The organism is Xanthobacter nonsaccharivorans (genome assembly GCF_043194755.2).
GTDB classification, from domain to species: Bacteria; Pseudomonadota; Alphaproteobacteria; order Rhizobiales; family Xanthobacteraceae; genus Xanthobacter; species Xanthobacter autotrophicus_G.
Map to the genome: position 1 here is coordinate 400,025 of NZ_CM195526.1, position 13,166 is coordinate 413,190.

The window sequence follows — 13,166 nt, forward strand, 5'->3', positions numbered from 1 at the left end:
GAAAAGGCCGCGGAGGCCGGCGCGTGACGGCCTCCGGCCGCTCTCAGGCCGCGTGGATCTCGATGCCGGCGCGGCGCTTCAGCTCGTCGAGGGTGAGGCCGGGCGCAAGGCGGCGGGCGACGAAGCCGTCCGGGCCGATGTCGATCACCGCATGGTCGGTGTAGATGCGCGAGACGCAGGCCACCCCCGTGAGCGGGTAGGTGCAGCGGTGCACCAGCTTCGACTCGCCCTTCTTGGTGAGCATCTCCATCATCACGAACACGTTGCGGGCGCCCACCGCCAGGTCCATGGCGCCGCCCACGGCGGGGATGGCGTTGGGGTCGTTGGTGGCCCAGTTGGCGAGGTCGCCGTTCTCCGCCACCTGGAAGGCGCCGAGGATGGCGATGTCGAGATGGCCGCCGCGCATCATGGTGAAGGAGAGGGTGTGGTCGAAGATCGCCCCGCCTTCCAGCAGCGTCACCGGCTGCTTGCCGGCGTTGATGAGGTCCCAGTCGATCTCGTTGGCGCCGGGCGTCGGCCCCATGCCGAGCAGGCCGTTCTCGCTCTGCAGCAGGATTTCCTTGTCCCGAGGCAGGTGGTCGGCCACCAGCTCGGGCATGCCGATGCCGATGTTCACCACCGCCCCTTCCGGGATGTCGGCGGCGATCAGCTGCGCCATCTCGGCGCGGGTCCAGAGCTTCACCTCAGTCGCGACGTCGCTCATCGCGCGCCTCCCGTCCCCACGGCCACCACCCGGCTCACGAACGCGCCGGGGGTGACGATCACCTCCGGGTCGAGGCTGCCGAGGGGCACGATCTCCTCCACCTGCGCCACCGTCACCTTCGCGGCGGTGGCCATCACCGGCCCGAAGTTGCGGGCGGTCTTGCGGAACACGAGGTTGCCCCAGCGGTCGCCCTGCCGCGCCTTGATCAGCGCGAAGTCGCCCTTGATGGGATATTCGAGCACATAGCCGCGCCCGTCGATCACCCGCGTCTCCTTGCCCTCGGCGAGGGGCGTGCCGTAGCCGGTGGGGGTGAAGAAGGCGCCGATGCCGGAGCCGCCGGCGCGCAGGCGCTCCACGAGGTTGCCCTGCGGCACCAGCTCCAGCTCCAGCTTGCCCGAGCGGTAGAGGCCGTCGAACACGTGGGAATCCGCCTGCCGGGGGAAGGAGCACACCACCTTGCGGACGAGGCCGGCGGCGAGCAGGGCGGCAAGGCCCGCCGTGCCGTTGCCGGCATTGTTGGAGACGATGGTGAGGTCCCTCGGCGCGCGCGCGATCAGCGCGTCGATCAGCTCGTGGGGCATGCCGGCGCCGCCGAAGCCGCCCACGAGGATGGTCGCGCCATCGGGGATGTCGGCGACGCAGCTCGCCGTGTCGGGTCTGGTCTTGTCGATCATGGGCGGGGCTCGTCCGGTGGCGGGCGCGTCAGATGGCGGAGGGGTGGCGCGCCAGCGGCGTCACGGTGATGTCCATGAAGGGGAAGAGGGGCAGGGAGGAGAGCAGGGTGTGCAGCTCGTCCACGCTCTCCACGTCGAAGATGGAGACGTTGGCGTAGCGCCCGGCGATGCGCCACAGGTGCACCCACTTGCCCTGCCGCTGGAGGTCCTGCGCGTAGGCCTTCTCCGCCGCCTTGACGGCGTCCGCCTTCTCGGCCGGGAAGTCGTGGGGGATGTTCACCTGCATCTCGACATGGAACAGCATGGGCTTCGCCTTCGTGGCAGCGTCCTCCGGCGGGTGTCCGGACGGCGCGGGGATGCGTCGGAAAAAAAGACCCCGGGCGCCCCGCGCCGGATGCGCGTGAGCGCCCGAGGGCGCGCCGGACAGGGGAGGACGGCCCGGCGCGCTTGAGACTACTTCTTCACCAGCGGGCAGGCGCTCTCGCTGAGCGGCTGGAACGCCTCGTCGCCGGGGATCACGCGGACGATGTCGTAATAGTCCCACGGACCCTTCGAGTCCTTCGGCGCCTTCACCTTGGCGAGGTACATGTCGTGCACCATGCGGCCGTCCTCGCGGATCTTGCCGTTCTTGGCGAACATGTCGTCGATGGGCAGCTCGCGCATCTTGGCGATCACCTTCACGCCCTCGTCGGTGCCGGCGGCCTCGGCGGACTTCAGATAGTGCAGCACGGAGGAATAGACGCCGGCCTGCACCATGGTGGGCATCTTGCCCTTCATGCGCTCGGCGAAGCGCTTGGAGAAGGCGCGGGTCTTGTCGTCCGTGTCCCAGTAGAAGCCGGTGGTCAGCGCCATGCCCTGGGCGGCGTCGAGGCCCACCGAATGGATGTCGGTGAGGAACAGCAGCAGGGCGGCCAGCGTCTGCCCGCCCTGGGTGATGCCGAACTCGCGGGCCTGCTTGATGGTGTTGATGGTGTCGGAGCCGGCGTTGGCCATGGCGATGATCTTGGCGCCGGAGGCCTGGGCCTGGAGCAAATAGGACGACACGTCCGAGGAGCCGAAGGGATGGGCCACGGAGCCCTTCACGGTGCCGCCCTTCTCCTTCACGATCTTCGCCACCTGGTTCTCCAGATCGTGGCCGAAGGTGTAGTCGGCGGTGATGAAGTACCAGGTCTTGAAGCCCTCGCTCACCAGCGCGTTGCCGGTGCCGGCGGCCAGCGAATAGACGTCGTAGGTCCAGTGCAGGCCGGTGGGCGAGCAGGCCTTGTTGGTGAGCGCCATGGAGGCGGCGCCGGAATTGATGTCGACCTTGCCCTTCTCCTTCGCCACCTCGCGCACGGCGAGGGCCGCCACCGAGCCGTTGATGTCGAAGATGGCGTCCACGTCCTGCGTGTCGTACCACTTGCGGGCGGTGGCGGAGGCCACGTCCGCCTTGTTCTGGTGGTCGGCGGAGACGAGCTCCACCGGCTTGCCGTTGATGGGCTTGCCGAAGTCCTCGATGGCCATCTTCGCCGCCTCGACCGAGCCGGCGCCGGCGAGGTCCGAATAGGCGCCGGACATGTCGGTGAGCACGCCGACCTTCACGCCGCCGCCGGCATACTGGGCGGCCGCCGGCGCGACCATCATCGCGCTGGCGAGGAGCGCGGCGCTGAGGGCGCAGGTGGTCTTTACAGCGGTCTTTACAGCGCTCCTGGCAGCGATCTTGGCCTTGATCTTCACGTCTTCCTCCTGGGGGAACGGTTCGCGGCGCGCTCAGACGCGCTCGATGACGACGGCGATGCCCTGGCCCACGCCGATGCACATGGTGGCGAGCGCGTAGCGGCCGCCGGTGCGGTGAAGCTGGTGCATCGCGGTGCCCACGAGCCGCGCGCCCGACATGCCGAGCGGGTGGCCCAGCGCGATGGCGCCGCCGTTGAGGTTCACATGGGCCGCATCGTCCGGCAGGCCGAGGTCGGACAGCACGGCGAGACCCTGGGCGGCGAACGCCTCGTTGAGCTCGATCACGTCCATGTCGGAGAGCTTCAGGCCCACCTTCTCCAGCACCTTGCGGGTGGCCGGCGCCGGGCCCATGCCCATGATGCGCGGCGGCACGCCGGCGGTGGCCATGCCGAGCACGCGGGCTCTGGGGGTGAGGCCGTGCTGCGCCGCCGCCGCTTCCGAGGCGATGAGCAGGGCCGCCGCCCCGTCATTGACGCCCGAGGCGTTGCCGGCGGTCACCGTGCCGTCCGGCTTGACCACGCCCTTGAGGCGGGCGAGGTCCGAGAGGGTGGTGTCGGGGCGCATGTGCTCGTCGCGGTCGAACAGCTTGGGGTCGCCCTTGCGCTGGGGCACCGGCACCGGGACGATCTCGTCGGCGAAGCGGCCCTCGGCCCAGGCGGCCGCGGCGCGGCGCTGGCTCTCCAGCGCGAAGGCGTCCTGCCGGGCGCGGGAGATCTGGAAGTCTTCCGCCACGTTCTCCGCCGTCTCCGGCATGGAGTCCGTGCCGTGCAGCGCCTTCATGGCCGGATTGACGAAGCGCCAGCCGATGGTGGTGTCCTCGATCTTCGCGGCGCGGGAGAAGGCGCTGTCCGCCTTGCCCATCACGAAGGGCGCGCGGCTCATGCTCTCGACGCCGCCGGCGATCAGGAGATCCGCCTCGCCTGCCTTGATGGCGCGGGCGGCGGTGCCCACCGCATCCATGCCCGAGCCGCACAGGCGGTTGATGGTGGAGCCGGGCACCTCGATGGGCAGGCCCGAGAGCAGCGCGCCCATGCGGGCCACGTTGCGGTTGTCCTCGCCGGCCTGGTTGGCGCAGCCGAAGATCACGTCTTCAACCCGGGCGGCGTCCAGCCTGGGGCTGCGCGCCGCCAGCGCACGGATGACATGGGCGGCGAGGTCGTCGGGCCGGATCGAGGAGAGGCCGCCGGCGTAGCGCCCGATGGGGGTGCGCACGGCATCACAGATGAAGGCGTCCGTCATGGGATCTGTCTGGCGCTTTCTGGTGTGCGAATAGCGAACATTTATGCGCAATTTGGTACGGCCGTGGCGCGGCGGTCGTCAAGCAGATTCGATGCTGCACCTGCGTAATGAAGGCTTGGAATTAAACAAGCTTCATGCAGGCGCATGAAATATCGTGTGTTTCCGATGCTGCGAGCGAGGGGCCCCAAATTGGATGGCTTGCCTTTCAGTTTTGTTCGCATTACGAACATAAAATATCAAATTCGCACAAAGGCGGCCGGAATGAGCGAAGGACAGGACGGCGGCGTCGCCCTCGTGGGGGGTGGCAGCATGGGGGTGGGCTGGGCCATCGTGTTCGCCCGCGCGGGGCTGACCGTGCGGGTCCACGACGCCTCCGCCGCGGTGCGCCGGGCGGTCCTGCCCGCCGTGGCCGAGCGCCTCGCCGCGCTCGCCGCCCATGGCCTCCTCGCCGAGGTCCCGCGCGAGGTGATGGCGCGGGTCAGCGTGGCCGACAGCCTCGCCGCCGCCCTCGACGGCGCCGTCCATGTGCAGGAGAACGTGCCCGAGCGGCTCGACCTGAAGACCTCGCTGTTCCGCGCCATGGACGAGCTGGCGCGGCCCGATGCGGTGCTCGCCAGCTCCACCTCCTCGCTGCCGGCGTCGGAATTCGCCGGCGACCTTCCGGGGCGGGCCCGCTGCCTCGTCGCCCACCCGGCCAATCCGCCCCATCTGCTGCCCATCGTGGAGATCGTGCCCGCCCCCTTCACCGATCCCGAGGTGGCGGAGCGCACCCGCGCCCTCATGGCCCGCGTCGGCCAGGCGCCGGTGGTGCTGAAGCGCGAGGTGAACGGCTTCATCTACAATCGCCTGCAGGGCGCCGTGCTGCGCGAGGCGTACTGGATGCTGAAGGAAGGCATCGCCGACGTGGCCGACATCGACCGGGTGATGACCTCCGGCCTGGGGCTGCGCTGGTCCATCGTCGGCCCGTTCGAGACGGCCGACCTCAACTATCGCGGCGGCCTGGAGGAGCATGCCCGCCGCATGGGCGAGCGCTATCGCCAGATGGGCGCCGAGCACGGCCAGCCGGACGAATGGGACGACGCCCTCGTGGCCCGCGCCGCCGCCGAGCGCCGGGCGCTGCTGCCCCTCGAGGAGTGGGACGCGCGGGTGGCCTGGCGAGACGCGCGCCTCATGGCCGCCAGCGCGGCTGCGGCTGGGCACGCCGGGCCGGCCCCCTATAATGCGCCGGCGCAGGAGGGGGCGCCGGATTCGGCGCGCCGCGGGACCGGGGAGGGGGCATGAGGACGGGCGAGGCGGGCGAGGACAAGGACTATGTCCAGTCCCTCGTGCGCGGGCTGGAGGTCATTCGCGCCTTCAGCCCGTACAAGCCCCGCATGACGCTGAGCGAGGTGGCCCAGCACACGGGCCTGACCCGCGCGGCGGCGCGGCGCTTCCTGCTCACCCTGGTGCGCGAGGGCTATGCGGAGACGGACGGCAAGCTTTTCGCCCTGCGCCCCAAGGTGCTGGATCTCGGCTTCGCCTATCTCTCCTCCCTTCCCATGTGGGAGGTGGCCCAGCCGGTGATGCGCGACGTGGTGAACACCCTCCAGGAATCCTGCTCCCTCTCGGTGCTGGACGGGGAGGACATCGTCTATGTGGCGCGCGTGCCCACCGCGCGGGTGATGACCATCGGCCTGTCCATCGGCTCGCGGCTGCCGGCCTATTGCAGCTCCATGGGGCGGGTGCTGCTCGCCGGCCTGCCGCCGGCGGAGCTCGCGGTCTTCTATGACCGGGTGAAGATCGAGAAGCGCACGCCGCGCACCGTCGGCACCATGGTCGCCCTGAAGGAGGCGGTGGAAGGCGCGCGCCGGCAGGGCTGGGCGCTGGTGGACCAGGAGCTGGAGCTGGGGCTGCGCTCCATCGCCGTGCCGGTGCGCAACCGCCGGGGCGAGGTGCTGGCGGCGCTCAACGTCTCCACCCACGAGGGGCGCACCTCCCTCGACACCATGAAGACGGGCTTCCTGCCGGTCCTGCTGGATGCCGCCCAGCGCATCTCGGCGGCGCTGCCGCAATAGGCGGCGCCTCAGCTGCCGGGCTTGTCGTGCACGGCGGGCAGGAACAAATCCTTCCAGCTGTCGGCCTTGGCGGCGATGGCGCCGGTGCGGGCCATGAAGTCCACATACTTGCCGATGGCCTCGGGCGTGGTGGTGAAGCGCACCTGAGGGTCGTTGAGAATGCCTTCGATGAGCGCCACGTCGCTGGCGTCGCCGGCGAGGCGCACATAGTCCCGCGCGGCGGCGGCCTTGTCGGCGTTGATGAGGGCGATGGCCTCCTCCAGCGCGGCGAAGAAGGCGCCGGTGACTTTCGGATTGTCCCCGGCGAAGCGCGTGGTGGTCCACACCACGTTGAAGGTGGAGGGCTGGCCGAGGATGTCATAGGTGTTCAGCACCGTGCGCACGCCGGGCTTCCTGAGTTCCAGCTCCTGCACCGGGGCGGCGGTGAAGTGGGCCGTCACCTCGTTGCCGGCGAGGAGCGCCGCCATCCCGTCCGTGTGGGAGAGGGTGACGGTCAGCTTGTCGAGGGCGTTGCGCTGCGCCGCGCCCAGCTCCTTCTCGGCGGCCATCTGCAGGAACATGGCCTGCACCGACACCTTCACCGCCGGCAGGGCGATCTTGTCCTTTTCGGTGAAGTCCTTCAGCGACTTCACATTGGGATTGGAGGTGTTGAGCCACAACGGCATGGAGTTCATGGCCGAGACGGCCTTCACGGGATTGCCGCTGTCCCTGGTCTTCGACCACAGCAGCACCAGCGGCGGCACGCCCCCGGCGGCGAACTGGATGGCGCCGGAGAGCAGCCCGTCGTTCATGGCCGCGCCGCCGGCGAGCTTGATGTAGCGCGCCTTCAGGTTCGGCACGCCGCGGGCGGCGGCGGCCTTCTCCAGCAGGCCGCGGTCCTCCATGATCATCAGCGGCAGGTGGCCGAGGCTCGGCTGGCGGGCGATGGTGACGCTGTCCACCTCCGCCCTGGTGCCGGCGGTGGTGGCGGCCAGCAGCGCGAGCGCGGCCAGGGCCTTCCATTTGAATGCGATCATCGATCCCTCCCTTGGCGTTTCCCCGGTCGTCTCGAGGCGTCCGGGTCTGTGCCCGGATCGTCCGTGGGTGTGGCGCCGGCCCGGCTCCTGGGCCGGCGCCACACGGGCCTGCTTCCGTGCCGCTCGGGTGCGGCGTCAGCCGCGCCGGATGACGGGCGCGGGGGCGCCCTCGATCATCACGTTGATCAGCGCGGGCCGGCCGCTCGCGTGGGCCGCCGCCAGCGCGGCGGGCAGGTCGGCCGGATCGGTGACGAGGGCGCCGAAGCCGCCCAGGGCCTCCGCCACCGCGTCGTAGCGGGTGGGCAGCAGGCCGCAGTAGCGGGCCCGTTCCGCCCCGTAGCTGCGCAGCTGGATCTGGTGTTCGGCATTCCAGCGGGCATCGTTGCCCACCACGGCGATGAAGGGCGCGCCGCAGCGCACGGCGGTGTCGAACTCCGCCATGTGAAAGCCGCAGGTGCCGTCGCCCAGCACCGCCACCACCGGCGCATCGGGCCGGGCCAGCCTGGCGGCGATGGCGAAGGGAAGGGAGGCGCCGATGGTGCCGGACACGCCGTTGATGAGGCGCTGGTCGGTCTTCACGATGGCCTGCGGCCACTGGCCGATCTCGCCGCCGTCGCACACCAGCGTCGCGCCGGGATGGCCGGCGAGGAAGTCGCGAACCGCGGTGCACAGCTCCACCGGATGCACCCGCCCTTCGGCGCGGGCGCCGGCCCAGGCGGGGGGCAGGAAGGCGAGGGCCTCCCGCACCTTTGCCCGCCAGGCGGCGTGGGCCGGGGCCGGGGCCGGCGGTGAGGCGGCGAGGGCGTCGATCACCGCGCCCGCGTCTGCCTGCGCCCGCGCCGCCAGCAGGTGCCCCTTGGCCTTGGCCGCGCGGGCGAGGAGGGCTTCGTCCGGGTCCACCACCACGAAGCGGCAGCCAGCGGCCACCGCAGGCGGCGCGCCGAACTTCAGGGTGAAGTCCAGCGCCTTGCCCATGAGCACGAGGAGGTCGGCAGCCGCCAGCATCTCGGCGAAGGCGCCGAGGCCGGGATCGTTCACCCCGCGCGGGCTTTCCATGCCGATCACCGGCACGCCCGTGGCCGCTTCCAGCGCCGCGAGGCGAGGGCGTCCATGGGGGGTGCAGAAGGCGGGACTGGCGAGGATGAGGGGCTGCTCCGCCGCCGCGAGCTGCGCCGCCACGCCGGCCGCGACGGCGACGGCATCGGGTGCGGGCTCAAGGGGGAGAGGCGCGGCGGCCGTGGCGTCGGGCAGGCGCTGCTCCAGCAGGTCCACCGGCAGGCTGAGGTGGACGGGACCGGGCCGCCCCTCCCTGGCGATGCGGATGGCTTTCCCGATGTCGGGGCCGAGGTCGGCCCCGCGCGCCACCATCCACGAGGCCTTGGCCATGGGCCGGGCGATGGCGGCCTGGTCCAGCTCCTGAAAGGCGCCGCGTCCCAGCTCGCCGAGGCCGGCATGGCCGGACAGCAGCAGCACGGGGGATTCCGCCGCCAGCGCCGTGAACAAGGCGGCGGCGGCATTGGACTGGCCTTGCCCGCCGGTGACGAGGGCGACCCCCACCTCACCGGTCAGGCGGGCGTGGGCGTCCGCCATGTGCACGGCCGCCGCCTCCTGGCGCACGTGGATCAGGTCGATGCCCGTCTCCAGCAAGGCGTCATAAACGGGCATGATGTGGTTGCCCGACAGCGAGAAGATGCGCCGGACCCCGTGCGCCTCCAGCGTGCGGACGAGGAGGTCCGCCCCGCGCGGGGCGGCAGCGTCCGGCGCAACGGGGACCTCGGCGGTTGCGGGGGCGGGGCTCATGCGACCTCCTTCAGAAGGGTCTGGCCGGGGGCGACACGGGTGAAGGCGACCGGGGCGGTGGAGATGTCAAGCTGAGCGCCCTCCTTGCGCACCAGCGTGTAGCACGAGGTCGCAAGGTCCGAGGTCTCCGGAAAGTCCTCGCGGAAGTGGGCGCCGCGGCTGTCCTCGCGGGCCAGCGCCGCGGTGCAGATGGCCGCGCTCACCAGGACGAGGTTCTCCAGGTTCAGCCGGTCCATCCAGGTGAGGTTGTAGCGCCGGTCGCCGTCCGGCGCGCCGGAGCGGGCGACCGCCTCCGCCAGCGTGCCGAGGGTGCCCTGCGCGCGCTTGAGGCCGTCGGCCGTGCGCAGGATGCCCACGTCGTCCCACATGGCGGCGTAGAGCGCCTCGCGGATGGCCGGCAGGTCGCGCGCGTCCTGGCCGAGGGGCGAGAAGGCGCGGTCGAGGGCCTTTTCCATGGCGGCGGGATCGGGATCGGCGAGGGCGCGCCCGCGCTCCAGCTCCCGCGCCATGGCCCGGCCGGCGATGCCGCCGAACACGGTGGAATTGGCCACCCCGTTGCCGCCGAGCCGGTTGGCGCCGTGCACGCCGCCGGTGTCCTCGCCCGCCGCGTAGAGTCGGGGCATGGCGGTGCCGCAATTTCCGCCGAACACCACGCCGCCCATCATGTAATGGGCGGTGGGGATGACCTCCACCTGCCCGCCGGCGAGGTCGAAGCCGCAGTCGGCGCAGCGTTCCGCCATGCCCTTGAAGGTCTTCTTCACATGGTCGGGGCCGAGGTGGCGCATCTCGATATGGACGCCGCCATGCGCGGTGGCATAGCCGTCGCGGATGCGGCGCATGATGGAGCGGGAGACGATGTCGCGCGTCGCCCGCTCGCCGCGCGGGTCGTAGAGATGCATGAAGCGCTCGCCCGTGCGGTCGGTGAGCCAGCCGCCGGCGCCGCGCAGGCCCTCCTCCAGCACGGTGCCGGTCATGCGCGTGCCCGGCCCGGCGAGGAGGCCGGTGGGATGGAACTGCACCATCTCCATGTCGCGCAGCGCGAGCCCCGCCCGCAGCGCCATGGCGAGCCCGTCGCAGGACTTGTCGCCGGAGGGGGTGTGGTACTTGTACATGGTGGGCCCGCCGCCGGTGGCGAGCAGCACCGCGCGGGCCTGCACCAGCACCGGCGCGCCGGTGCGCATGTCCAGCATCAGCACGCCGGCAAGGCCGGAGCCGTCCGCCGCCGGGATGAGGTCGAGGGCGCGGTGGTCCTCCATGCGGTGCACGGCACGCCGCCACACCTGCTCCATCAGGCGGTTGATGATCTCGATGCCGGTGAGGTCGCCCTTGTGCACCGTGCGGTCGAAGGTCTGGCCGGCGAAGGCCTTCTGGTGCACCGAGCCGTCCGGGTTGCGGTCGAAGAAGCAGCCGAGCTCGGTCTCCAGCTCGCGGATGCGCACCTGCGCCTCGGTCACCAGCGTCCAGGCGAGGTCCTGGTCGTTGAGCCACTTGCCGCCTTCCACGGTGTCCATGAAGTGGCGCTCGACGCTGTCGCCCGGCGCCAAGGCGACGTTGTAGCCGCCCTGCACCATGCGGGTGCAGCCGCACTTGCCGAGGAGGCCCTTCACCGCCACCGTCACGTCGAGGTCCGGCGCGGTCTTCTTGGCGTGGAGGGCGGCGAACAGGCCGGCGCCCCCCGAGCCGAGGATGAGGATGTCGGTCTCGCGCCGCGTGATGGAGGGGGTCATTCGCCGGCTCCGATGCTGGCGAGCACCGCGTCGCGGCGGGCGGCCACGTCCGCCTGTACCTGCGCGAAGAGGGAGCCGCCGTGGGAATCCATGCCCACCAGCAGCGGGCCGAAGTCGCGGATGCGGAACTTCCACAGGCTCTCGGGATGGAGGTCGTCCATGTCCACGTCCTCGATCTGTTCGATCCAGGTGGTCTCCAGCGCCGCCGCTCCGCCGACGATGGCGAGATAGGCGCCGCCGAGGTCGCGGAAGGCGTCCAGCGTCGCCGGCCCCATGCCGCCCTTGCCGACGATGAGGCGCACGCCCTCCCGCTCCATCAGCTGCCGCGTGAAGCGCTCCATGCGCATGGAGGTGGTGGTGCCGATGCAGAAGGGCGTGTAGCCGGCCGGCGCCGCGGGGGATTTCTCCACCCGGTGGACGTTGGGCGCGGTGTGGATCACCGCGTGGCCCTTCAGGTCGAGCCGGGTGGCGCGGCCGCGGTCGAACATGTGGATGAGGGTGGCGTCGCGGATGCCGAAGAGCGTGCGCCGGAGCGTCACCGTATCGCCGATGCGCAGCGCCCGCGCCTGGTCGGCGTCGATGGGCATGTCGAGGACGTGGTGGGCCATGGGGCGCTCCGGATCAGGAGAAGGCGATGCCGCCGGGGGTGAGGGTGGCCCGCGCGCGGCGGGCGGAATGGCACTGGATGTTCACGGCCACCGGGTTCTGGGTGATGTGGGTGGCGGCCACCTCCACATGCACGGCGAACGCCGTGGAGCGCCCGCCGAGGCCCTGCGGGCCGATGCCCAGCGCGTTCACTGCCTGGGACAGCTCCGCCTCGATCCGCGCGCCTTCCTCATCGGCGCAGGTCGTGCGCAGCGGGCGCGTCGCGGCAATCTTGGCGAGGTGCATGCACAGGTCCGAGGTGCCGCCGATGCCCACGCCGACGATGGTGGGCGGGCACACCCGGCCGCCCAGCTCGATCACCCGGTCGATGACGAAGCGCTTCACCGCGGTGATGCCGTCCGAGGGCAGGAGCATCTTGAGGAAGGAGCCGTTCTCCGAGCCCGAGCCCTTGGGGATCATCTCGATGGAGACGGTCTCCTCCCGGTCGTCGAAGTCCACGTGGATCACCGGCACGCGGATGCCGCAGGAATTCTGGTCGTTCCTGCGGGTGATGGGGTGCACCACCGAGGAGCGCAGGGAGTTCTCCTTCGTGGAGCGGGCGCAGCCGCGGCGGATGGCCTCCTTCAGCGCGGCGCCGTCGAAGGCCACGTTGCGGCCGATGGTGACGTTGTAGATGGGGATGCCCGTGTCCTGGCACAGGATGTTGCGGGTGCGCTCGGCCACGGCGATGTTCTCCACCATGGTGCCGAGGATGGCGCGGCCGGTGGCGTCGGTCTCCGTGTCCTGCAGCCGGGAAAAGCCCGCCTTGATGTCCGGCGGCAAGAGCTGGAGGGCGCGCAGGTAGAGGTCGGCGCAGACCTTTTCCACTTCGTCGAGATTGAGGTCCATGGGAAGCTCCTAGAAGATCAGCGCCAGGCCGGAGAGCAGGATCATGAGCGACAGCATCTGCTTGAATTTCCGCTCGTCGAGCCGCCCGTAGATCTTGAGGCCGAGGAAGGCGCCCAGCGCCAGCGGCGGCAAGGCGAGACCGATGAGCAGCCAGGAGCGCCCGTCGATGCCCACCACGCCCACCGCCGCCAGCGTGACGATGTGGGCGAACAGGATGAAGGGCTGGTAGACCCCGCGCGCCACCTCCTTCGGCCAGCCGCGCAGCTGGGTCCAGATGGTGGGGACGACGCCCGAATAACCCCCCAGCCCGCCGAGGATGCCGCCCACGAAGCCGATGCCCGCATTGGCGAAATGGCCGCCGCCGGTGAGCACCGGCAGGCGCGGGGCGAGGAGCGCATAGGTGGCGTAGGCCGCCATGCCGAGCCCCAGGGCGAGCTTGAGCGGGCTCGGGTTCATGGCGGTGAGCACCATGACGCCGAGCGGCACGCCCACCAGGGCGCCGATGAGGAAGGGCGCGAGCCGTCCGCCGTCGATGGAACGGCGGATGGGCCACACCAGCGTCACGTGCAGAAGGCTGCCGCAGGCGACGATGAGCGCCGTCGTCTGGATCGGGTCGATGGCGTGCAGCCAGATGGCCGAGGCGGCCAGCGCGAAGGCGAAGCCCGCCCCGCCCGCCGCCAGCGCGCCGAGGAAGGCGCCGGCCCAGAGCACGGAGAGGGTGGCGAGCGGAATGCCGAGCACGG

The 13,166-nt window shown here is 71.1% G+C and carries 13 protein-coding genes; 2 read left to right on the forward strand and 11 right to left on the reverse strand.

Going from position 1 to position 13,166, the window contains the following annotated elements; translation table 11 throughout:
- Positions 1 to 43 precede the first annotated feature (43 nt).
- The 5 genes from V5F59_RS01795 to pcaF all read right to left on the reverse strand — a co-directional run bounded on the left by V5F59_RS01795 (position 44) and on the right by pcaF (position 4,332).
- Entirely contained in the window at positions 44 to 703 is a 660-nt protein-coding gene (locus V5F59_RS01795) for a 3-oxoacid CoA-transferase subunit B (protein WP_393981839.1), read from the reverse strand.
- The gene (locus V5F59_RS01800; RefSeq protein ID WP_445329489.1) at positions 700 to 1,374 is read right to left on the reverse strand and encodes a 3-oxoacid CoA-transferase subunit A; all 675 of its coding nucleotides are present in this window, start codon (positions 1,372 to 1,374) and stop codon (positions 700 to 702) included. Before V5F59_RS01800 ends, V5F59_RS01795 begins: the two co-directional genes overlap by 4 nt.
- 31 nt (positions 1,375 to 1,405) lie before the next feature.
- Entirely contained in the window at positions 1,406 to 1,681 is a 276-nt protein-coding gene (catC, locus tag V5F59_RS01805) for a muconolactone Delta-isomerase (protein ID WP_393981843.1), read from the reverse strand.
- Between the two features lie 149 nt (positions 1,682 to 1,830).
- A complete protein-coding gene (locus tag V5F59_RS01810; protein WP_393982123.1) occupies positions 1,831 to 3,000 on the reverse strand; it encodes an ABC transporter substrate-binding protein in 1,170 nt (389 codons plus the stop codon).
- Positions 3,001 to 3,126: 126 nt separating this feature from the next.
- Entirely contained in the window at positions 3,127 to 4,332 is a 1,206-nt protein-coding gene (gene pcaF, locus V5F59_RS01815) for a 3-oxoadipyl-CoA thiolase (protein ID WP_393981845.1), read from the reverse strand.
- A 261-nt stretch (positions 4,333 to 4,593) separates the two neighbouring features.
- Between pcaF and V5F59_RS01820 the strand changes: the two genes are divergently transcribed.
- Positions 4,594 to 5,613: a 3-hydroxyacyl-CoA dehydrogenase gene (locus V5F59_RS01820; RefSeq protein WP_393981847.1), complete on the forward strand. Its 1,020-nt coding sequence runs from the start codon at positions 4,594 to 4,596 to the stop codon at positions 5,611 to 5,613.
- A complete protein-coding gene (locus V5F59_RS01825) occupies positions 5,610 to 6,386 on the forward strand; it encodes an IclR family transcriptional regulator (protein ID WP_393981849.1) in 777 nt (258 codons plus the stop codon). The genes V5F59_RS01820 and V5F59_RS01825 overlap by 4 nt, the downstream gene beginning before the upstream one ends.
- An 8-nt stretch (positions 6,387 to 6,394) precedes the next feature.
- Here V5F59_RS01825 and V5F59_RS01830 read toward each other — a convergent pair whose 3' ends face one another.
- From V5F59_RS01830 to V5F59_RS01855, 6 genes are all read right to left on the reverse strand, one after another.
- Positions 6,395 to 7,402, reverse strand: a complete 1,008-nt coding sequence (locus V5F59_RS01830; RefSeq protein WP_393981851.1) for an ABC transporter substrate-binding protein — start codon at positions 7,400 to 7,402, stop codon at positions 6,395 to 6,397.
- A gap of 135 nt (positions 7,403 to 7,537) precedes the next feature.
- A complete protein-coding gene (locus V5F59_RS01835; RefSeq protein WP_393981853.1) occupies positions 7,538 to 9,202 on the reverse strand; it encodes a thiamine pyrophosphate-binding protein in 1,665 nt (554 codons plus the stop codon).
- The gene (locus V5F59_RS01840; RefSeq protein WP_393981855.1) at positions 9,199 to 10,929 is read right to left on the reverse strand and encodes an L-aspartate oxidase; all 1,731 of its coding nucleotides are present in this window, start codon (positions 10,927 to 10,929) and stop codon (positions 9,199 to 9,201) included. Before V5F59_RS01840 ends, V5F59_RS01835 begins: the two co-directional genes overlap by 4 nt.
- Positions 10,926 to 11,537, reverse strand: coding sequence for a fumarate hydratase C-terminal domain-containing protein (locus V5F59_RS01845; RefSeq protein ID WP_393981857.1), 612 nt, complete (start codon positions 11,535 to 11,537; stop codon positions 10,926 to 10,928). The genes V5F59_RS01840 and V5F59_RS01845 overlap by 4 nt, the downstream gene beginning before the upstream one ends.
- A gap of 13 nt (positions 11,538 to 11,550) precedes the next feature.
- Complete coding sequence (locus V5F59_RS01850) at positions 11,551 to 12,423, reverse strand: fumarate hydratase (protein WP_393981859.1); 873 nt, start codon at positions 12,421 to 12,423, stop codon at positions 11,551 to 11,553.
- A 9-nt stretch (positions 12,424 to 12,432) separates the two neighbouring features.
- Positions 12,433 to 13,164 (reverse strand): sulfite exporter TauE/SafE family protein, encoded by a 732-nt coding sequence (locus V5F59_RS01855; RefSeq protein WP_393981861.1) that lies wholly within the window; start codon positions 13,162 to 13,164, stop codon positions 12,433 to 12,435.
- Positions 13,165 to 13,166: the final 2 nt, after the last annotated feature.